This window comes from Anaeromyxobacter paludicola, assembly GCF_023169965.1.
Classification (GTDB): domain Bacteria; phylum Myxococcota; class Myxococcia; order Myxococcales; family Anaeromyxobacteraceae; genus Anaeromyxobacter_B; species Anaeromyxobacter_B paludicola.
In genome coordinates this window covers 4492112-4511555 of sequence record NZ_AP025592.1, presented here as the reverse complement: position 1 = coordinate 4511555, position 19444 = coordinate 4492112, and the positions used below count along the sequence as shown (strand labels likewise).

Genomic DNA, 19444 nt, shown 5'->3' with positions numbered 1-19444 from the left:
ATCGGCTAGGATGCCGCGGCTTGGACGCGACCTCCTCGCCGCTGCCCCCGGTCCCCCACGCCTCGCCGGCGCGGGCCCGGCTCGCGCTCGCCGGCGGGCTCCTCGCCCTCCTCGCGGCCGCGGCCGCGCTGCAGGCCTGGACGCCCATCCCCTGGGACGCCGACACCGCCTACCACGTCGCCGTGGCCCGGCTCATCCGGGCGCAGGGGCTCCTGCACGCCTTCCCCTGGACGCCCTTCAGCTGGCTGGCGCGCCACTACGCCGACAAGGAGCTGCTCTTCCACCTGCTGCTCGTCCCGCTCTCCGGGCTCGACTGGGTGACGGACGCCAAGGTGGTGGGCGCGCTCTGCGGCTTCGCCGCCCTCTCCTCGCTCTACCTCGTGCTCCGGGCGGAGCGGGTGCGGCTCGGCGCCGTCTGGGCGCTCGCCGCGCTCGCCTCCTCGGGCTACTTCGCGATGCGGCTCGGGCTGGTCCGGCCGCACCTGCTCTCGATGGCGCTCGCGCCCGCGGTCACCTGGGCGGCGGCGCGCCGTCGGCACGGGCTCCTCTTCGCGGCCTGCGTCGCCTACCCGCTCGCCTACACCGCCTGGCACACCGCCCTCGGGCTCGTGGCGCTGGCCGAGCTCGCCCGCGTCGCCGCCGGGCAGCGGCCGCGCTGGGGCGCCCCGCTCGCCGCCGCGGGCGGGCTCGCGGTCGGGCTGCTCGTCCACCCGAACTTCCCCGCCATCCTGTCCTTCTTCTGGATCCAGAACTTCCAGATCCTGATGGGCACCGCCTGGACGGGCATGGCCGGCGTGGAGCTCGGCACCGAGTACCTGCCCTTCACGCCGGCCGAGGCGCTCCGCTTCGCCCTCCTCCCGGGCCTGGCGGCGCTCGCGGGCGCGGCGCTCGCCTGGCGGGAGCGGCGCGAGGGCTGGGTGCCGCTCGCCTTCGCGCTCCCGGCCCTCGCCTTCGGCGCGCTCACCTTCCGCACCCAGCGCTTCGTCGAGTACTTCGTGCCGTTCTCCTTCGCGGCGCTGGCGCTCGCGCTGCGCGGCCGCGGCGGGCGCGCCCTCCCGGCGGCGGCGCTCGGGATCGCGCTCGCCTTCACCGGCCTCGTCGGCCGCGGGCCGCTCGAGCTGATGCGGCTGCGCCTGCGGGACTTCTCGCCGGAGGTGGAGGCGCACCTGCGCGCCCGCATCCCCGAGGGCGCCCAGGTCTTCGCCTGCGACTGGCTCACCACCGGCGAGCTCATGCTGGCCCTGCCGGAGCGGCGCTTCCTCGTGGCGCTCGACCCGGTGCTGTTCCTGAAGAACGATCCGGAGCGCTACCGGCTCTGGTGGCAGCTCGACCACCAGCCCCCGCCGCACCCGGCCCTCGCCATCCGCGAGGGCTTCGGGGCCGACTTCGTGGTCTGCGACACCGGCCACCCCGCCTTCTGGCCGCTCTTCGACGCGCTACAGGCCGACCCCGGCGCGCGGCTCCTGCACCGGAGCCCGCTCTGGATCGGCTGGGATCTGCGCCCCGGCCCCGCGCCGGCCCCGAACGGTCCTTGACGCTCCGTGTCGAGTGGGCCAAGGGAAGCCCCGGAGGGAGAGCCATGCTTCCGTCGCGCACCCACGCGGCGCGCCTCGCCGCCCTGGCGGCGCTGGCGCTCGCCGCCTGCCGCTCCACCGGCGCGCCCGACCCGGCGCGGGCCGGCGCCGCCCCGGCCTGGGAGCGCGACAACCCGCTCCGGCCGCTCCCGGCGGCCCCGCTCGGCATCGAGGTGGACTGGAAGGCCGGCCAGGTGACGGTCACCCCGGAGAAGGTCCGGCTCGGCCGCTGGCTCTTCTACGACCCGCGCCTCAGCGCCGACGGCACCGTCTCCTGCGCCACCTGCCACAAGCCCGAGCACGCCTTCTCCGAGACCACGCCCCACTCCACCGGCATCGCCGGCAAGACCGGCACGCGCAAGTCGCCGAGCTTCGTGAACGGCGCCTTCCCCGTCTACCCCCGGTACTTCTGGGACGGCCGCGCCGCCTCGCTCCAGGAGCAGGCCAAGGGGCCGATGGTGAACCCGGTGGAGATGGGCCGGCCCTCGCACGACGAGGTGGTCGCGACCGTCTCGCGCATCGGGGGCTACCGGCGCTACTTCGCCGAGGCGTTCGGGGACGAGCGGATCACCCTCGACCGCGTGGTCGACGCGCTCGCGGCCTACGAGGCGACGCGGCTCTCGGGCAACTCCGCCTTCGACCGGTTCGACGCCGGCGACGAGGCGGCGCTGACGCCCTCGGCGCGGCGGGGGCTCGCGATCTTCTTCTCCTACGGCCGCTGCAACCAGTGCCACCTCGGCCAGAACTTCACCGACGGCAGGTTCCACAACCTGGGCGTGGGCTGGAAGGATCCCGGGCCGGGCCGGCCGGCGCTGGAGGGGTTCGCCGACCGGGGCCGCTACGAGGTGACCCACGACCCGCGCGACCTCGGTGCCTTCAAGACCCCCACCCTGCGCGACTGCTCGAGGCACGCGCCCTACATGCACGACGGGTCGATGGCCACGCTGCGCGAGGTGATGTTCCACTACGCCCGCGGCGGGACCCCGAACCCCGGGCTCGACGAGGCGATCTTCCGCTTCCCGCTCTCGGAGCGCGACGCCGACGACCTCGTCGCGTTCATGGAGGCGCTCGACGGCGAGGGGTACGCCGACGCGGCCCCGGCGCACCTGCCGCAGTGACTGTCAGGGGGAGGATCGATACTCCTCTCCGTGACGCGCTACCTCGTCCTCGACCTCGAGACGGTGCCCGACGAAGCGCTGGTGCGCGCGGTGGACGGCGAGCCGGAGCGGCCCTACGCCGAGCAGGTCCGGCGCATCGTGGCCGACCGGCGGGCGCGCGGCGGCCGGAGCGACTTCTTGCCCCTGCCCTTCCACCGCCCGGTGGCGGCCTGCACGCTCGAGGCGGTGGAGCGGGACGGCGTCCTCGAGGTGCGGGACCTCGCCTGCTGGACCGACCGGCGCGGCGGCGCGGGCGAGCGGGCCTTCCTCGAGGAGCTCTGGGCGCGGCTCGCGGGCGCGACCACGGTCACCTTCCACGGGCGGGGCTTCGATCTCCCGGTGCTGGAGCTCCGCTCGCTCAAGCTCGGCGTTCCGGCCCCGGCCTACTTCCGCGAGGCGCGCGGCGAGGGCGCCGCCGGTCACGTGGACCTGCTCGAGCGGCTCAACTGCGACGGGGCGGCCACCTCGGCCCCGCTCGACCTCTACGCCAAGCTGGTGGGGCTCCCCGGCAAGTCGGGGGTCGGGGGCGCGGACGTGCAGGGGCTCTACGCCGCCGGCGCCCACGGCCGCATCGGCGCCTACTGCATGACCGACGTCCTGCAGACCTGGCTCATCTACCTGCGCCACCGGCTCGTGGACGGCACGCTCGCGCCGGAGGGCTACGAGCGGAGCGTGGCGCAGGCGCGCGACGCCGTCCCCCGGCTGGCCGCGGCGCGGCTCGCGCCGGAGGAGCGGGCGCTGGTGCTGGAGTTCCTGGAGCGCTGCGCGCCCTTCTTCGGCGAGGAGCCGGAGCGGGCGGCGCGGGTCGGCTGAGCGCCCCCTCCCCGGCCCTCCCCCGCTTCGCGGGAGAGGGTGACCCCGCGATTCCTCACGCAGTGCTGGCGAGATGACCCGCGGCACTCCCTCCCCGCCCGCGCGGGGAGGGCGGGGGAGGGGCGGCCACGCGGACCTGGCTTACTTCGCCTTCTTGGCCGACCGGCGCCGCTTGAGGCCGAGGTTGCGGTTCCGCTTGGCGGCGGTGCGCTTGAGCTTGCTGCGGTTCGAGACCTTCTTCTTGCTGCGGTTGGTGCGCTGGACGGCCATTGGGGTTTCTCCTGAAAGTTTCCTGAGGTGGCGCGCAGTCTAGTCAGGCCGCGCGCCGCGTCAACCGCGCCCGCTACTCGAGCCAGTCCCGGTCCTTGAGCTTCTTCGGCAGGTACTCCTCGGTGATGAAGCTGATCCCGCGGCGCGACAGCGCCTCGAGCTCGTACTTCATCCCCGAGCTCACCATCTCGGCGATCTCGCGCTGCCACTTCGCGTGCTTGAACCAGGGGTACGCGAGCATCTGCTTCGCCCGGGCGTTGTCCCCGTCGTCCATCTTGATGGCCACGTTGTCGGGCAGCTTGTACTTCTGCTTGTCGAACGACGAGAGCCCCACGAAGCGCGCGTCCGGCACCGCCATCCGCATCGACTCGTAGGCCAGGTTGATGGAGCCCTGCTTCATCACCGAGTAGATGTAGAAGCCCCAGGGATCGTTGTCGACGAGCACGTAGACCGGCAGCTTCAGCTCCGAGTGGAGTCGCTGCACGAGGCGCCGCACCCCGCGCGGCGGCTGGCCTCCGCCCTGGAGGATGATGCACCGCTCCCGCTTCCAGAACTTGTCCTCGTTGAAGCGGGTCCAGACCGCGTCCTTCTCGATGAGCAGGATGTACTTCGCCTCGTGGCGGACGAACTGGATGATGTTCTCCTCCACGATGGAGGGCACCGCCCAGCCGCCCGAGCCCATGCGGCGCAGGTCGATGGTGTCGCCCGAGTCGCGGATGGTGATGGGGCCGACCATCGAGCCCTTGCGCGAGGCGAAGAGGTGCAGCTCCTCGCGCAGCGAGTCGAGCGCCACCTCGAGGTCCTCGATGATGGGGTCCGACTCGTCCTGCTCCTCGAAGGTGTTCTGCTTCGTGTCGCCGATGGTGTGCTTCGTGACGTAGTACAGGTCACGGATGCTGGTGGTCTTGCCGGACTCGACGAGCTCCTTGCAGGCGTCCGAGACCAGGAACGTCTGCATGAACTTCTTGGCCATCGAGACGTTGAAGAAGTAGCGCTTCTGCCGCTGGTTCCCGAGCTCGACGAGCCGCTTCTTCTCGCTCCACCTCACGTTGGCGAGGCTGCGGATGGGGATCTCGACGAAGGGGTTGTTGCCCCCCTTCACCGTCCGCATCACCGCCTCCGCCAGCTTCTCGATCTTGGCGGCGGTCTGCTTCGAGACTGCGTCCATGCGTGCCATGCCTTACTCCGCCTCCTCGTCGCTGCGCCGGCGCGGGCGCCTGCTCGTCTTCTCGCTGGCCTCCTCGAGCTCGCGGTCCTGCTCCTCGAGCTCGGTGGCCGTCACCTCGCGCGCCACCTTCACCAGGTCGCGCTTGATGGGCAGCGGGCTCTTGCCGGTGATCTTGCCGAGCGCCTGCGCCACCTCCTCGATGTAGAGCTCGAACAGGCTGCGCCGCTTGGCCTCGTAGTCGGCGTGCTGCCGCTTGCGGATGTGGGCCGCCAGCTTGCGGCCGCACTCCTGCGCCGCGAGCTGGATCTCCCGGATGATCTCCGGGTAGTGCGCCACCGCCTCCTTCGACTCGCTCGTGAACGGCACCCAGACGCTGGCGATGTGGACGAGCAGCGCCATCGGCCCGACCGGCAGCGAGTTCTTGGGCTGCGACAGGAGGTAGTTGCGCCAGTCGGTCTTCACCACCGCCTCGGTGACCCCGCAGGCGCCGCGCTGGAAGAGCAGCGGCACGCGGTTCGCGAAGCGGAAGAGCTCGATCGACTTGTCGGCCGGCCAGCTGCCGCCGTAGGCGAGCCCCACCTCCACCTGGAAGGGGTTGCCGCGGTAGACCTTGGGCGGCCGGGTCACGGTGGCGATGAAGTAGTTGTGCCCCTTGATCTTCTCGACCCCCTCCTCCGGCGGCGCGTCGGGGACGAGCGGCGCCTCGGCCCTGGCCTGCTTCTCCTTCTTGGAGGCCTTCTTCTTGGCCGCCTGGTCGAGGTCGAGCTGCTGGTCCTCCTCCGGCCCCTCGGTCTCGATGACCGAGAGGAAGGAGACGAGCCCCTTCTTCATGAGGGCGTCGCCGATGGGCGAGAGGCAGTTGGTGGGCGGCGCCATGATCTTCGTCGCCTGGATCGCCTTCTGGAGCCCCTCGGCCAGATCGCGGTCCTCGGCGAGGTCGCGCGGCCGCACCTTCTTCTTCCAGCCGGTGCGCTTCAGGATCTCGTCCGCCACCATGGGCGAGACGCGGCTGAACGCGCTCGTGAGGAAGCCCTTCACGTCGTGGCTCTTCGACTCGGCCGCCATGAGCATCAGCGAGCCGAGCTCCACGCCGTGCGGGTGCGGCTTGATCTCGGCCGCCTCCTTGGGGAGCTCGTCGGTGGCCCGGGGGAAGCTGAGCCGCTGCTGCTTCGGCCGGACGTAGTGGACGGTGGCGTGCGGGTTCGCGAGCGCGGTGTGCTCGACGTAGCGGTTCACGAACCGCTGCCCCTGCTGCCAGTTGGCGACGATCTCGAGCTCGACCCGGGTGCCGTGCTCCTGGTGCCACTCGGCGAGCTTGTCGTCGCGGGTGACCACCGGGTTGTTCTTCCGGGTGTCGATCTGGATCTCGAAGTAGTGGGTCGGCTTGCCCTTCCCGGTGCGGCTCGTGACCGCGATGGGCTGCCCGGTGGTGAGCTGGCCGTACATGGCGGCCGCGCTGATGCCGATGCCCTGCTGGCCGCGGCTCTGCTTCAGCCGGTGGAACTTGGAGCCGTAGAGCAGCTTCCCGAAGATCTTGGGGGCCTGCTCCTTCACGATGCCCGGGCCGTTGTCCTCGATCACCACCCGGAAGCGCCCCTCGCCCTTGGTGAGCTCCGAGTCCGCCTTCCCGGCCTGCTCGAACCCGAGGTCGTGCACCTCGATGGTGATCTCCGGGAGGATGCCGGCCTCCTCGCAGGCGTCGAGCGAGTTGTCCACCGCCTCCTTGATGGTGGTGAGGAGCGCCTTCGACGGGTTGTCGAAGCCGAGCAGGTGCCGGTTCTTGGTGAAGAACTCGGAGATCGAGATCTCGCGCTGCTTCGACGCCATCTGCTCGGCGGTGGCGCGCCGCTTCTGCCTCGGCGCCGGGGCCGGCGCGGCCTCCACCGCCGGCTCCTCCACCACCTCGGCCGCCGCATTCCGGGGCGAGCGGGCCACCGGGACGACCACCTTCTCGGACGCCCGCTTCCGCGTTCCGCCGCCCCCCGGGACCAGCTCGAGCTGCCCCGGGAGCACGTCGTCGCCCCGCCCCGCCACCCGCTCCGCCTTGGACCTCTTCACGCCCATCTCCCACCTCTGCGATATCGCGGTCTCGCATCTAGCACGGAAGGGCCAACCGCGCGAGATCGCGGGCCTCCTTTCGCCGTGTGACGGGCGCGTGACGGCCGGCGCGCCGCCTGGCCGCCGGTTGGCGTTTGACCCGGCCCCCTGGCTGGTTATGTTGCGCGCATGGCCTGGGACGAAGCGACTGCAGTCCGCGGCATGCCCCGCTCGATGGGGGTCGGCCGCAACTACTTCAAGACGGCGCTGCTGATGAGCTTCCTCATCGCGCTGCTCGCCATCGGCGGGTACGCGTTCGGCGGCGGGGGCGGGATGCTGCTCTTCGGCGGCATCGGGCTCGTCTTCAACTTCGTCTCCTACTGGTTCTCCGACCGCATCGCGCTCATGATGCACCGGGCGCAGGAGGCCACCCGCGAGCAGCTCCCCGACGTGTACGAGATCGTGGAGCGGCTCACGCGCAAGGCCGGCATGCCCATGCCGCGCATCTACGTCATCCCCTCGATGACCCCGAACGCCTTCGCCACGGGCCGGAACCCGTCGCACGCGGCGGTGGCGGTCACCGAGGGCATCCTGCGGCTCCTCGACAAGCGGCAGCTCGAGGGCGTGCTCGCGCACGAGCTCTCCCACGTCCGCAACCGCGACATCCTCATCTCCACCATCGCCGCCGCGGTGGCCGGCCTCATCTCCTCGCTCGGCTACGCGGTGCGCTGGGGCGCCATGCTCGGCGGGATGCGCCGCGACGACGACCGCGGCGGCAGCATGTTCGAGATGCTCGCCTGGGCCATCCTGGCGCCGCTCGTGGCCATGGTGATCCAGCTCGCCGTCTCCCGCTCCCGCGAGTACGGCGCCGACGCCTCGGGCGCCGAGCTGGTGGGGGACCCGGAGCCGCTCGCCGAGGCGCTTCTCGCGCTCGAGCGCGGCAACGAGGTGCAGCCCTACGAGTACGGCGGCCCGGCCACCGCGCACCTCTTCATCGTGAACCCGTTCCACGGCATGGGCGCGAGCATCATGAACCTGCTCTCGACCCACCCGCCGATCGAGGAGCGGGTGCGCCGGCTGCGCGAGATGCGCCGCGGCGTCCGCTACGCGTAGCGGCGCGGTCCGCTAGGGCAGGAAGCGGGCCCGCTCGTCCGGGCCCGGCAGCGCGCAGGCCGCCGGCCCGAGCCGGTGCCGGTGCGCCGCGACGAGCCGGTAGCCGGCGTCGGCGAGCGGCCGGGGCGCGAGCCGCAGCGCCCGGCCGGCGAGCGCCCACCCGCCGCCGAGGGCGCCGAGGGCGCGGGCGATCGCGGCGCTCCGCTCGTGCACCGCCGCCGCGCCGCCAGGGCCGACCTCGACGAGCAGCACGGTCTCGAGTTCGCGCGGGGCCACCCCGAGCGCCCGCGCGGTCTCGCCCTGCAGCGGCGCGAACCGGAGCCGGCCGCGGGGATCGCGCGCCAGCAGCCACCGCACCGACCGCCGGCAGAGGCCGCACTCGCCGTCATACAGCACGAGCCGCGTCCCCTGGGGGAGCGCGGCTCGGAGCGCCTCGGGCACCGACGGCCCGGCCAAGGTTCACCCGCCGGCCGCTAGATGCTGCAGCTCGTCGAGCCCGACGCGGCCACCACCTGCACGGTGCCGGCCGAGATGAAGTTGCCGGCCTTGTCGCCGATGATCTGCACGTCGTAGGCGCCCGGCGCCGGGACGTTGCCGATGATGCTGCAGGTCACGCTGTTGAACTGGAAGCCGCAGGAGCCGGTCTCGGCGCAGCTGCGGGTCTCGTCGCACGTGTAGAAGGTGGTGTTCACCTCGAGCGCGCTCCCGTTGAACTCCGCCTGGCAGTGCGGGTTGGTGTCCGCGCAGGACGGGCAGAGCTGCACGTGCAGCGTCGCCTGCGCGCCGGTCTGGAGCGTGCAGGACTGGATGGTCTTGTTGGCCGGCGGCGCGGGCTCGGTGACCGGCCCGGAGCAGCTCGCGGCCTCGCTGCCGCACCCCGCGAGCGAGAGCGCCCCCACCACGGCGAAGAAAGCGATGACCTTGTTCATGTCGTCCGTTCCCCTTCCCGCTGTACTACCACTTCGGCCCGTCCCCGTTCCGACGAACCCGGCCCGGCCGGCATTCACCCGCCGCGCGCCGGCTGGACCGGGATTCTCTCACCGCCGGCCGGCGACGCGCCGGCCCTGGGAGGGGCGAGCGGCGCCGAGGGGAGAGGTGCCGCCCCGGCCGCCTCCGGTCCGCCGGCCCCGCAGGTCGCGAAATGTAGGCCTTTTCCCGCATCCGGGCTTTCCTTGCCACGCGCGGGGGCGGAGCGCTAAGGCTGGAAAGGGACCGGCTTCAGAGGGGAGCGACGCCAGCATGTTCGACCTCGAGAACGTGGCGGTGATCGGGGCGGGGACGATGGGGCACGGCATCGCCCAGGTCGCCTCGCTGGCCGGCTTCTCCGTCCGGCTCTGCGACGAGCGGCAGGAGGCGCTCGACGGGGCGGTCGCCCGCATCCGCGACGGCGTCGAGCGGGCGCTCGAGAAGGGGCGCCTCACCCCGGCGGAGAAGCAGCGGACCCTCGACGGCATCCTCGTCACCACCGATCTCGAGGAGGCGGTCACCAGCGCCGACCTCGTCGTCGAGGCCGTCCCGGAGGACCTCGCGCTGAAGCGGGCCCTCCTCGCGCGCGTCGCCGGCCTCTGCCGCGCCTCGGCGCTCATCGCGAGCAACACCAGCTCCATCGCCATCGCCGACCTCTCGGCCGGCCTCCCGCAGCCGGGCCGCTTCCTCGGGCTCCACTTCTTCAACCCGGTGCCGGTGATGGAGCTCCTCGAGATCGTGCGCGCGCCGGACACCGCCGCCCACGCCGTCGAGGCCGCCCGCGCCTTCGCCGCGCGGCTCGGCAAGACCGCCATCGAGGTGCGGGACTCGCCGGGGTTCGCCACGAGCCGGCTCGGCGTGGCGCTCGGGCTCGAGGCGATGCGCCTCCTCGAGGAGGGGGTCGCCAGCGCCGCCGACATCGACCGGGCGATGGAGCTCGGCTACCGCCACCCGATGGGCCCGCTGCGGCTCACCGACCTCGTCGGCCTCGACGTCCGCCTCGCCATCGCCGAGTACCTCCACCAGAAGCTCGGGAGCGCCCGCTTCGAGCCCCCCGCGATCCTGCGACGCCTCGTGGCCGAGGGGAAGCTCGGCAAGAAGTCGGGACGGGGGTTCTACGAATGGTGATCCGGGTGGACGTCCTGCCGCTGCTGCTCGAGGCCCGGCGCGTCTTCGTCGCCGAGGTGATGGGCGGCTTCTTCGGGCAGGCCCAGCTCGGACGCTGGTGGCTCCCCTGCGATCTCCTCCGCGAGGGCGAGCAGCCGCGCGAGGCGGCGGCGCGCGTCCTCGCCGGGCAGCTCGGCCTGGAGCTCGAGGACGTGCAGGTGGTCGGCACCCGCCAGCACCAGGTCGGCCCGGACTGGCACCTCGCGCTGGTCCTGGCGGGCGCGGTCTCGGGCGGCGAGCCGGAGCCCCACCCGCCCCTCTCCGGCTACTCGGCCCGGCCCGTGGGCGAGCTGCCCGACCAGACCGGGTTCTACCACCGGGACGAGATCGCGCTCCTGGCGAGCCGGTACGAGAAGCTGCGCGGCTGAGCCGCCCGCCGCCCGCGGACCCGCGACGCGCATCGACACGGCGGGTGAACGCGTCGGGCCCGCGAGAGTCGTGCGTCCCGCCCCGCCCGGCGCTAGAGCCAGGGAATGACCGCCCCGCTGCTCGCCATCCTCCTCGGCGCCTCCCCGCTCAAGGCCGGCGACAAGGCCCCCGACTTCACGCTGCCCGACACCGAAGGGCGGCCGGTCACGCTCTCGAAGCTGCTCGCCGAGGGGCCGGTCATCCTGGCGTTCTACGTGAAGGACTTCACCCCCGGCTGACGGCGCGAGCTCTCGGCGTACCGGGACCGGTACGCGGACGTCGCGACGAAGGGCGCGCAGGTGGTGGGCATCTCCACCGACTCGATCGAGAACCAGAAGAAGTTCAAGGAGGAGCTGAAGCTCCCGTACCCGCTCCTCTCGGACGACGGCGGCAAGGTGGCGAGGCAGTACGGCGGCACCATCCCGGTGGTCGGGCTCGCCAACCGCGCCACCTACGTCGTGGCGCAGGACGGGATGGTCAAGGAGGTGCGCAGCGGGTCGGACGCCATCGACCCCGCGGGCGCGATCACCTCCTGCCCGATGCGGGGGCGCTGAGAGAGCGGCGTCGGGGGCCGCTGGCCGCCCCTCCCCCGCCCTCCCCGCCCGGCGGGGAGGGAGCGCCGCGCGATCCTGCGGGGACCGAGCGCCGCGCGATCCGGCGGGGAGGGAGCGCCGCGCGCTCAGGCTGCGGCTCGAGGTCCCGACCGGCCCACCCCGCGCCCCTCTTCCCCTCTCCCGCGCAGCGGGGGAGGGACAGGGAGGGGGCGCGCCGGCCGGGCCAAACGCCCCGTCCAGTGACGACGTTCCTCCGCATGGAGGAGCGAACGCGATGAGAGCCGTCGTCTGGAAGGGGCCGGGCAAGGTCTCGGTCGACAAGGTGGACGATCCCCGGATCGAGAGCGCGACCGACGTGCTGGTGCGCATCAGCACCGCCGGGATCTGCGGGAGCGACCTGCACATGTACGAGGGGCGCACCGCGGCCAAGCCCGGCGTGGTGATGGGCCACGAGAACATGGGGGTGATCGAGGAGGTCGGGAGCGCGGTCCAGCAGCTGCAGAAGGGCGACCGGGTGGTCCTCCCCTTCAACGTCTCCTGCGGCACCTGCTTCAACTGCGCCCGCGGCTACAGCAACGCCTGCCTCGTCACCAACGACGAGGCGGCCGGCGCGGCGTACGGGTACGTGGGGATGGGACCCTACCGCGGCGGGCAGGCCGAGCTCTTGCGCGTGCCCTGGGGCGAGGCCAACTGCATCAAGCTGCCGGGCACGCCGGGCGACGAGCTGGAGGACGACTTCCTCCTCCTCTCCGACATCTTCCCCACCGGCTACCACGCCGCCGAGCTCGCGAACGTGAAGCCGGGCACCACCGTCGCCATCTTCGGCGCCGGACCGGTCGGGCTCCTCGCCGCGTACAGCGCCATGATCCGCGGCGCGGCCGAGGTGTACGTGGTGGACGCCGTCCCGGAGCGGCTCGAGAAGGCGCAGCGGATCGGCGCCATCCCCATCGACTTCACCAAGGGGCCGCCGGCGGAGCAGATCCGGAACATCCGCATGCAGAACCCGCTCGTGCGCGGCGCCATGCGGCGGGGCGAGGAGAAGATGGCCGGCGTCATGTGCGGCATCGACGCCGTCGGCTACCAGGCGAAGGACTTCGAGGACCCGAGCAAGGAGTCCCCGATGTCCCTCACCGAGCAGCTCGTGGACATCATCAACCCGACCGGACACCTCGGCTTCATCGGCGTGTTCCTGCCGCAGGACCCCGGCGCCAAGGGGCGCGCCGCGCAGAACGGCGAGTTCCAGCTGCCCTGGGGTCAGCTCTGGCAGAAGGGGATCCAGCTCGGGATGGGGCAGACGCCGGTGCGGGCCTACAGCCTGCTCCTGCGCGACCTCATCATCGCGGGCCGCGCCCGGCCGAGCTTCATCGTCTCGCGCCGCATCCCGCTCAGCGAGGCGCCGGACGCCTACCAGAAGTTCGACCGCCGCGAGCCGGGGTACACCAAGGTGCTCATCAAGCCGGGCCTCGCGGCGGGCGCGGGCGCGGCGGCGAGCTGAACGCGCCACCGCGCCGGGCGCTCGCCGGTCAGCAGGGCGCGCCCCGCTCGACGGGCAGCCCGTCCTCGACCACCACGCGCGTGACCGTCGCCTCGCCCCCGGCGCAGCCGAGCCGCTCGCCTTCCTTCCAGTGGGCCCGGCGAACGTAGCCCAGGCCGATGCGCCCCTCCGGCGCGTCGGCGGCGCTCGTCACCTGCCCCACCTCCTGCCCGTCCGCGGTGAGCGGCGCGCCGGCCGCGGCGCCGGGCGGGAGGGCGAGGGCCACGAGGCCGCGCTGCAGGTGGCCGCGGACGGTGGCGCGGATCACGATCTCCTGCCCCTGGTAGCAGCCCTTGCCGAAGTGGATCGCGGCGCGCGTGAGCCCCGCCTCCATCGGCAGCCGCTTGCCGTCGAGCTCCGCGCCCCAGCGCGCCACGCCGGCGGCGACGCGCAGCACCTCGAGGTCGGCCTCGTCGAGCGCCGCCGCCCCGCCCTCGAGGAGCGCGGCCCGGAGCCGCTCCGCCGCCTCGGGCGGGACGAGGAGGTCCAGGGCCGGGGCGCCGCGGCGGGGCTCGGCGATGGCCGGCGCCTCCGGGGCGAGCGCGCGCGCCCGCTCCACGCCGGACGGCCCGAGCGCGGTCAGCACCCGGAAGGCCTCCGAGGCGTCCTCCACCACCACGTCGTCCATGATCACGAACTTCTCGAGGTGGGCCCGCGCCCCCGCGAGCGCGGCCGGATCCACCGCGAGCAGGAGCGCCTCCGGGAGCACGAGGAGGAAGCCCTCCGCGACGAGGTGCCCCTTGGCCTCGAGGACGGCGGTGTAGGCCGACTGGCCGGGCCGGAGCGAGGCGACGTCCTGCGTCAGCATCCGGTGCAGGTAGTCCTGGCGGTCCTGGCCGGTGAAGCGGAGCACCCCGCGCCGGGAGATCGGGGCGACGGCGGCGCAGGCGCGAGCGGCGGCGAGCTTCTCGGTGAGCGTCATGGCGAAAGGCATCCTAGTCCGGTCCCGGCCCCGCCGCGGCGGGATCGAGCCGCGCGAGGGCGAAGCGGGCCGCCGCGCGAACCCCCTCGAACGGGCTCGCGAGGAGCGGGCGCAGGAGCGGCACGCGCCGGGCGTCGCCCGCCTGCGCCGCGGCGAGGGCGGCGTTGCGCACGAGCCCCTCGTAGCGGGCCCGCGCGAGCGAGGTCCCGTAGAAGCGGGCCCGGTACTCCTCCTCCGTGAGCCGCAGCACCGCGTCGAGGTCGAGGGCCGCCCGCCCCTCGCGCGGCAGGAGCTCCGGGTCGCAGCGCTCGCCGGCGGCCAGGTTCCAGGGGCAGACCGTCTGGCAGTCGTCGCAGCCGAAGCCCCAGGGGCCGAGCCGCGCGGCCACCTCGGCGGGCACGTCGCCGCGCCGCTCGATGGTCCAGAACGAGAGGCAGCGGCGCGCGTCCACGAACCCCGGCTCCGGGATGGCGCCGGTGGGGCAGGCGTCGAGGCAGGCGGCGCAGGAGCCGCAGCGCTCCGGGTGCGGAGCGTCGGGCTCGAGCTCGCGGTCGATGATGAGCGCGGCCAGGAGCACCCAGCTCCCGAGATCGGTGGTGAGCAGGCAGCCGTTCTTCCCCACCCACCCGATCCCGGCGCGGGCCGCCCAGGCCTTCTCCATGATCGGGCCGAGGTCGGCGCCGGCGAAGGTGCGCGCCTCCGGGTCCCGCTCGGCGAGCCGCGCGCGGAAGGCCTTGAGCTTCTTCTTGAGGACCGCGTGGTAGTCGCGGCCGCGGGCGTAGCGCGCCACCCGCCCGAAGCCCTCCTCCGGCCCGACGAGGCCCGGCACGGCGTAGCCGACCGCGAGCGCCACCACGCTCCGCGCGCCGGGGAGGAGCTTCGCCGGGTCGAGCCGCACCTCGCGCTGCGCGCCGAGCCAGGCCATGTCGGCCTGCCAGCCGTGCGCCAGGAAGCGGTCGAGCGGCCGGGGATCGAGCGGATCGGCGCGGGCGACGCCCACCTTGTGGAAGCCGCACTCGAGCGCGGCCCGCTTCACGAAGGCGGCGTCGAGCGCGGCCAAGCTCAGTGCTCCCACCCAGGCATCTAGGCGGCCTCCGCGCCCGGCCGCTTCTTCTTCGCGGCGAGCCGCTGCTCGGGCCGCACCAGCCGGCGCATGACGAGCTCCGCGATCCAGCCGGCGAGCGAGCCGACGATGGCGCCGAGGACCACGCCGCCCACCGCCGGCCCGACGGCGCCGCTCGGCGTGGCGTTGAAGGCGACCAGGAGCCCGAACGAGAGGGACATGCCGGAGGCCACCGCGGTGTTGCCCTTGAGCCCGAAGCGCGCGTCGGCCGCGGCGGCGAGGAGGAGCGCCGCCGCGCAGAGCGCGAGCAGGAGGCCGTGCGGCAGGAGGTCGCGGTAGCCCGCCACCAGGAGCGGCCCCGCGAGCTGGCCGTTGAGCCGCGTGAGCTTCAGCTCGCGCGTGCCGGGCGGGATGGAGGCCTCGAACCAGTCGGCGGTGTGGTCGTGCGCGACCCGGGCGCGCCCGCTCCGGCCCACGCGCGCGGTGCTGAAGGTGCGCTCGAGCTTGCCGTCCACCGGCTCGGCGGCGCCGGAGATGCCGAAGCTCACCTGCGGCTCGCCGCCCTGGCGCAGCGGGCCGGCGACGAGCAGCCGCGCCTTCCCGGAGAAGCCGTCCGGCAGCGCCATCGCGTCGCCCTCTCGCGCGAGCTCGCCCCGGAAGAGCGGCTCCCCGGGCGCCACCGCCGAGAGGGCCGGCCAGGCGGTGAGGACGAGCGTCGCGAGCGCGGCCGCGGCGACGAGCCCGCGCGCGAGCGAGGAGTGCCCGCCCTCGCCGAGCGGGCGCAGCATGAAGAAGGCCGCCGCGAAGGGCGCCGCCACCACCACCACCGCTCCGGTCGCCTGCTCCGAGAGGACGCCCGCGAAGGAGAGCAGCCCCGCGATGACGGCGATCGCGAGCGCGGCGAGCGGCAGGATCCAGCTCGTGAGCGCCTCCTCGAGCCAGTAGGCCAGGGGCGAGGGTCCGGTGGGGTCGGCCATGTCGAGGTTCTCCAGGGAGGGCGGGGGCCCGAAAAGGCGGGCGAGAATAGCGGCTCGCGGCAGGAAATTCGACAGGATCGATATCGCCCATATCCTGGGTTGACCATGGCGAGACGGCTCGACCTGCACGACTGGAACGACCTCCCGAACACCTCCCGCGCCGGCCAGAGCTGGGCGCTCGTGGAGGGGGACTGCATCGCCGCGCTCGAGCGCCTGCCGCCTCGCTCGGTGGATCTGATCTTCGCCGACCCCCCGTACATGCTCTCCAACGGCGGCACCACCTGCCAGGGTGGCAAGCGGGTGAGCGTCAACAAGGGCGAGTGGGACGCGTCGCGCGGCCTCGAGGGCGACCTCGACTTCCACACCCGCTGGCTCGCCGCCTGCCGCCGCGCGCTCAAGCCCTCGGGGACCATCTGGATCTCCGGCACCCAGCACGTGATCTTCGGGGTCGGGTACGCCATGCAGCGGCTCGGCTTCCACCTGCTCAACACCGTCACCTGGTACAAGCCGAACGCCTCGCCCAACCTCGCCTGCCGCTTCTTCACGCACTCGACCGAGCTCCTGCTCTGGGCGAGCCCGATGAAGTCGAAGCCGCTCGCCCACCGCTTCAACTACCGGGACATGAAGGCCGAGAACGGCGGCAAGCAGATGCGCGACCTCTGGTCGATCTGCGAGCGGCCGGAGCCCGAGGGCGAGCAGGTGGTCTGGGGCATCCCCACGCCCGGCCCGCGCGAGAAGCTGCACGGCCGCCACCCGACGCAGAAGCCGGTGGCGCTGCTCGAGCGCGTGGTGGCCGCGAGCGCCGCGCCGGGCGACCTGGTCCTCGACCCGTTCTGCGGCTCCGGCACCACCGGCGTCGCCGCGGTCCGCGCCGGCTGCCGCTTCCTCGGGCTCGAGATGGACCCCAGGTACCTCGACCTGGCGGCGCGGCGCCTCACCGCCGTCGAGGCGGGCGACGAGACGCTCGGCGCGCTGCCCCGGCCGGCGCTCGCCGTCGCCGGCAGCGACTTGCGGCCGTAAGGCTCGCGCGCGCCCCGCGGTCCTCCGGAGCGGCCCCGAGGCGCCCGGCCCGTGAACCTCCTCCCTCTCCCGCTCCGCGGGGGAGGAACAGGGAGGGGGCAGCCCTGCTGCCCGGGCCGGTTCGCCCTACCTTGTCCGCGTGACCGGATCTTCCCTGGGCTCGCTCGCGCCGCTCCTCGCCATCGCGGTGGCGCTCTTCGGGACGCTCCTCGTCTTCGCGGCCCGCTGCGCGCTCCTCGGTCGCCCCCACACCCCGGCCGTCGAGTCGCGCGGGCCGTCGCCGTTCGGCAAGTGGCTCCAGGAGTGGTGGATCTGGCTCTTCGATCCGCTGGTGCGCCTCTGCGTGCGGGCCGGCGTCGGCCCCGACGCCATCACGGCGTCGAGCGCGGTGGTGGTGGCGGTCGCCGCGGTGCTCCTCGCCACCGGCGACCTGCCCACCGGCGGCTGGATCTACCTCTTCGGCGCGAGCCTCGATCTCGTGGACGGTCGCGTGGCGCGCGCCACCGGCCGCGCGACCCGCGCCGGCGCGTTCCTCGACTCCACGCTCGACCGCGTCGCCGAGCTGCTCGCGTTCGGCGGGCTCGCGGTCCACTTCCGCGGCTCGCAGATCCTCTACGCGGCGCTGGCGGCCGCGTTCGCCTCGGTGCTCGTCTCCTACGCGCGGGCCCGCGGCGAGTCGCTCGGCGCCGGGGAGGCGGCACGGGTGGGCGGGATGCAGCGGCCGGAGCGGATCGCCTTCACCGGCCTCGCCTGCGTGCTCTCGCCCCTCGCCGAGGCGTGGGCCGGCCCGGGCGGTGCCCGCACCTTCGTGGGCGCGGCGCTCACGGCCGTGGCGGTGCTCTCCGCCGGCACCGCCCTGCGGCGCGCGGTGAGCATCCACGGCGCGCTGTCCGCGCTGGAGCGGACCGACCGGGGAGGCTCGCGCGCCCCCACGCTGAGGCTGGTCGAGCGGCGCGACGCCCGCTACGGTCCGTGAAGGCCTGCACCCCTTTTCGGGCTGGTCCGCCCGAAGGTCGCATGCTAAGCCAACCAGGGTGAGAGGCCCGCCTGCGCGACACGAGGAGCCGAAGGAACAGCTTCCCGCGGTGGAGGGAATCATCGCCGATGCGGTCGAGCTGAAGATCAACGACCGGGTCGTCTATCCCAACCAGGGCGTCTGCCGGATCACCGGCCGCTCCACCAAGGACATCGCCGGCCAGCACCTCGAGTTCGTCGAGATGGCGCGCGAGGAGGACGGCGCCGTCGTGATGGTGCCGCGGGGCAAGGTGCCCTCCATCGGCCTGCGCCGGGTCGCCTCGAGCGACCAGATCGAGGGCGTCTTCCACTACCTCGCCGCCCAGTACGACGACCCGGAGCTCGACTGGAAGGTCCGCCACCGCGACAACGCCGACCGGCTCATCGCGGGCGGCGTGCTCGGCGTGGCCGAGGTGGTGAAGGGGCTCCACGCGCTCTCGCGCATCCGCCCGCTCCCGACCAAGGAGCGCGAGCAGTACGACAACGCGCGCCACCTGCTCGTCCACGAGGTGGCCGTGTCGCTCAACGTGGAGCCGACGCTCGCCGAGGACTACCTCGACTACGCGCTGATGCCGCCCGCCGGCACCGTGTTCAAGCTCAAGCCGCCACCCAAGCCGGTGGTGCTCCCGGTCCGCCCGCGCCACAAGGTCGTCCGGACCGACGCCGAGGACGAGGCGCTCGATCTCGGGGAGCTGGGCATCCCGGGGCTCGAGGACATCCCGGAGCCCGAGGGGCTGGGCGGCGCCGGCGTGCCCGACGAGGAGGCGAAGGAGGGCGCGGCCGACGCCGAGGAGCCCGCCGAGGCGGAGGACGAGGCGGACGAGGACGAGGAGGCGGCGGAGAAGGCCGTCGCCCCTCCCCGCCCGGCGCCGAAGCCGGCCAGGGCCGCCGCCGCCAAGGCGACGCCCACCAAGGCGACGCCCGCCAAGGCTGCGCCCGCGAAGAAGGCGCCCCCGCCGAAGAAGCCGGCGCCCAAGGCGCGCGAGGAGAAGCCGGAGAAGAAGCCGGCGCCCACCGCGAAGAAGGCGGCCGCGAAGCCCGAGAAGAAGGCGGCGTCCCCCGCGAAGAAGCTCGCCCCGAAGAAGACCGCGCCCAAGCCGGAGAAGAAGCCGGCCAAGGCGGCCAAGGGGAAGAAGAAGTGATCCGCATCGTCACCCTCGAGCCGTACGACCCCGAGGACCTCGCCGCGCTCTCGCGGACGCTGTTCCAGGCCTACGGGCTCGGGACCGAGCACGCCGGCTCGAAGCCGCTGCCGGCCGAGGCCGAGACCAACGACGGGCGGTACGACGCCGCGCGGATCCTGTCGGAGGTCGAGCCCATCAAGACCTTCGCCGACGACAAGGTGCTCTACCTCACGAGCGCGCCGATCCGCGTGAAGCCAGGCCCGCTGGGCGAGCCGCCGAGCTGGTGCTACGCCGTGTTCGGCGGCGACCGGGCCGTGCTCTCGACCGGCCGCATCCCCGCGCGCGGCGCCACCGAGGCGTCGATCGAGGACTACCGGCAGCGCCTGGCGCGCGAGGCGATCCACTCGGTCGGTCACCTGTGGGAGCTGCACCACTGCTACGACCCGCGCTGCGCGATGCACCCGTCGTGGTCGCCGAACCTCCCGGAGCACCCGGAGCAGCACCTCTGCACCTTCTGCCGCGAGAAGAGCGAGCGGCGGATCCGGATGTCGAAGACGTAGGGC

20 protein-coding genes are annotated in these 19444 nt (G+C 73.6%); 12 read left to right on the top strand and 8 right to left on the bottom strand.

The window, feature by feature from the left end:
- Positions 1 to 20 precede the first annotated feature (20 nt).
- Genes AMPC_RS20100 through AMPC_RS20090 form a run of 3 tightly spaced genes read left to right on the top strand, consistent with a single transcriptional unit; the run spans position 21 to position 3544 of the window.
- Entirely contained in the window at positions 21 to 1535 is a 1515-nt protein-coding gene (locus AMPC_RS20100; protein ID WP_248343382.1) for a hypothetical protein, read from the top strand.
- 44 nt (positions 1536 to 1579) lie between these two features.
- Positions 1580 to 2692 (top strand): cytochrome-c peroxidase, encoded by a 1113-nt coding sequence (locus AMPC_RS20095; protein WP_248343380.1) that lies wholly within the window; start codon positions 1580 to 1582, stop codon positions 2690 to 2692.
- A gap of 30 nt (positions 2693 to 2722) precedes the next feature.
- Positions 2723 to 3544, top strand: coding sequence for a 3'-5' exonuclease (locus tag AMPC_RS20090; protein WP_248343379.1), 822 nt, complete (start codon positions 2723 to 2725; stop codon positions 3542 to 3544).
- Positions 3545 to 3685: 141 nt separating this feature from the next.
- Here AMPC_RS20090 and AMPC_RS20445 read toward each other — a convergent pair whose 3' ends face one another.
- The 3 genes from AMPC_RS20445 to AMPC_RS20080 form a co-directional block, all read right to left on the bottom strand.
- Positions 3686 to 3814: a hypothetical protein gene (locus AMPC_RS20445; RefSeq protein WP_256466089.1), complete on the bottom strand. Its 129-nt coding sequence runs from the start codon at positions 3812 to 3814 to the stop codon at positions 3686 to 3688.
- Positions 3815 to 3887: 73 nt separating this feature from the next.
- The gene (locus AMPC_RS20085; RefSeq protein WP_248343377.1) at positions 3888 to 4982 is read right to left on the bottom strand and encodes a DNA topoisomerase IV subunit A; all 1095 of its coding nucleotides are present in this window, start codon (positions 4980 to 4982) and stop codon (positions 3888 to 3890) included.
- 12 nt (positions 4983 to 4994) lie between these two features.
- On the bottom strand, positions 4995 to 7046 hold the full coding sequence (locus AMPC_RS20080; RefSeq protein ID WP_404800623.1) for a DNA topoisomerase VI subunit B: 2052 nt from the start codon (positions 7044 to 7046) through the stop codon (positions 4995 to 4997).
- 162 nt (positions 7047 to 7208) lie between these two features.
- Here AMPC_RS20080 and AMPC_RS20075 point away from each other — a divergent pair, with 162 nt between their 5' ends.
- The gene (locus tag AMPC_RS20075; RefSeq protein WP_248343375.1) at positions 7209 to 8132 is read left to right on the top strand and encodes a zinc metalloprotease HtpX; all 924 of its coding nucleotides are present in this window, start codon (positions 7209 to 7211) and stop codon (positions 8130 to 8132) included.
- A 12-nt stretch (positions 8133 to 8144) separates the two neighbouring features.
- Here AMPC_RS20075 and AMPC_RS20070 read toward each other — a convergent pair whose 3' ends face one another.
- Complete coding sequence (locus tag AMPC_RS20070) at positions 8145 to 8588, bottom strand: thiol-disulfide oxidoreductase DCC family protein (RefSeq protein WP_248343374.1); 444 nt, start codon at positions 8586 to 8588, stop codon at positions 8145 to 8147.
- 17 nt (positions 8589 to 8605) lie between these two features.
- Positions 8606 to 9061 carry a hypothetical protein gene (locus AMPC_RS20065; protein WP_248343373.1) on the bottom strand — a complete coding sequence of 152 codons (456 nt, stop codon included), beginning with the start codon at positions 9059 to 9061 and terminating at the stop codon, positions 8606 to 8608.
- Between the two features lie 310 nt (positions 9062 to 9371).
- Here AMPC_RS20065 and AMPC_RS20060 point away from each other — a divergent pair, with 310 nt between their 5' ends.
- The 4 genes from AMPC_RS20060 (at position 9372) to AMPC_RS20045 (ending at position 12722) form a co-directional block, all read left to right on the top strand.
- A complete protein-coding gene (locus AMPC_RS20060) occupies positions 9372 to 10226 on the top strand; it encodes a 3-hydroxyacyl-CoA dehydrogenase family protein (RefSeq protein WP_248343372.1) in 855 nt (284 codons plus the stop codon).
- Positions 10220 to 10633 (top strand): NUDIX domain-containing protein, encoded by a 414-nt coding sequence (locus AMPC_RS20055; protein ID WP_248343371.1) that lies wholly within the window; start codon positions 10220 to 10222, stop codon positions 10631 to 10633. Before AMPC_RS20060 ends, AMPC_RS20055 begins: the two co-directional genes overlap by 7 nt.
- A gap of 105 nt (positions 10634 to 10738) precedes the next feature.
- Positions 10739 to 11227: a peroxiredoxin gene (locus AMPC_RS20050; RefSeq protein WP_248343370.1), complete on the top strand. Its 489-nt coding sequence runs from the start codon at positions 10739 to 10741 to the stop codon at positions 11225 to 11227.
- A gap of 274 nt (positions 11228 to 11501) precedes the next feature.
- Entirely contained in the window at positions 11502 to 12722 is a 1221-nt protein-coding gene (locus tag AMPC_RS20045) for a glutathione-independent formaldehyde dehydrogenase (RefSeq protein ID WP_248343369.1), read from the top strand.
- Between the two features lie 28 nt (positions 12723 to 12750).
- Here AMPC_RS20045 and ygfZ read toward each other — a convergent pair whose 3' ends face one another.
- From ygfZ to AMPC_RS20030, 3 genes are read right to left on the bottom strand one after another with little or no spacing between them, the layout of a single operon-like run.
- A complete protein-coding gene (gene ygfZ, locus AMPC_RS20040) occupies positions 12751 to 13683 on the bottom strand; it encodes a CAF17-like 4Fe-4S cluster assembly/insertion protein YgfZ (protein ID WP_248343367.1) in 933 nt (310 codons plus the stop codon).
- Between the two features lie 13 nt (positions 13684 to 13696).
- Entirely contained in the window at positions 13697 to 14743 is a 1047-nt protein-coding gene (gene queG / locus AMPC_RS20035) for a tRNA epoxyqueuosine(34) reductase QueG (protein ID WP_248343366.1), read from the bottom strand.
- A gap of 23 nt (positions 14744 to 14766) precedes the next feature.
- The gene (locus tag AMPC_RS20030) at positions 14767 to 15723 is read right to left on the bottom strand and encodes a hypothetical protein (protein WP_248343365.1); all 957 of its coding nucleotides are present in this window, start codon (positions 15721 to 15723) and stop codon (positions 14767 to 14769) included.
- Between the two features lie 105 nt (positions 15724 to 15828).
- On the opposite strand from AMPC_RS20030, the gene AMPC_RS20025 reads away from it, so the two are divergent.
- The 4 genes from AMPC_RS20025 to AMPC_RS20010 all read left to right on the top strand — a co-directional run bounded on the left by AMPC_RS20025 (position 15829) and on the right by AMPC_RS20010 (position 19441).
- A complete protein-coding gene (locus AMPC_RS20025) occupies positions 15829 to 16743 on the top strand; it encodes a DNA-methyltransferase (protein ID WP_248343364.1) in 915 nt (304 codons plus the stop codon).
- A gap of 139 nt (positions 16744 to 16882) precedes the next feature.
- On the top strand, positions 16883 to 17719 hold the full coding sequence (locus tag AMPC_RS20020; protein ID WP_248343363.1) for a CDP-alcohol phosphatidyltransferase family protein: 837 nt from the start codon (positions 16883 to 16885) through the stop codon (positions 17717 to 17719).
- A gap of 109 nt (positions 17720 to 17828) precedes the next feature.
- A complete protein-coding gene (locus AMPC_RS20015; RefSeq protein ID WP_248343362.1) occupies positions 17829 to 18899 on the top strand; it encodes a CarD family transcriptional regulator in 1071 nt (356 codons plus the stop codon).
- The gene (locus tag AMPC_RS20010; RefSeq protein ID WP_248343361.1) at positions 18896 to 19441 is read left to right on the top strand and encodes a zinc metalloprotease; all 546 of its coding nucleotides are present in this window, start codon (positions 18896 to 18898) and stop codon (positions 19439 to 19441) included. Before AMPC_RS20015 ends, AMPC_RS20010 begins: the two co-directional genes overlap by 4 nt.
- The last annotated feature ends 3 nt before the right edge of the window (positions 19442 to 19444 follow it).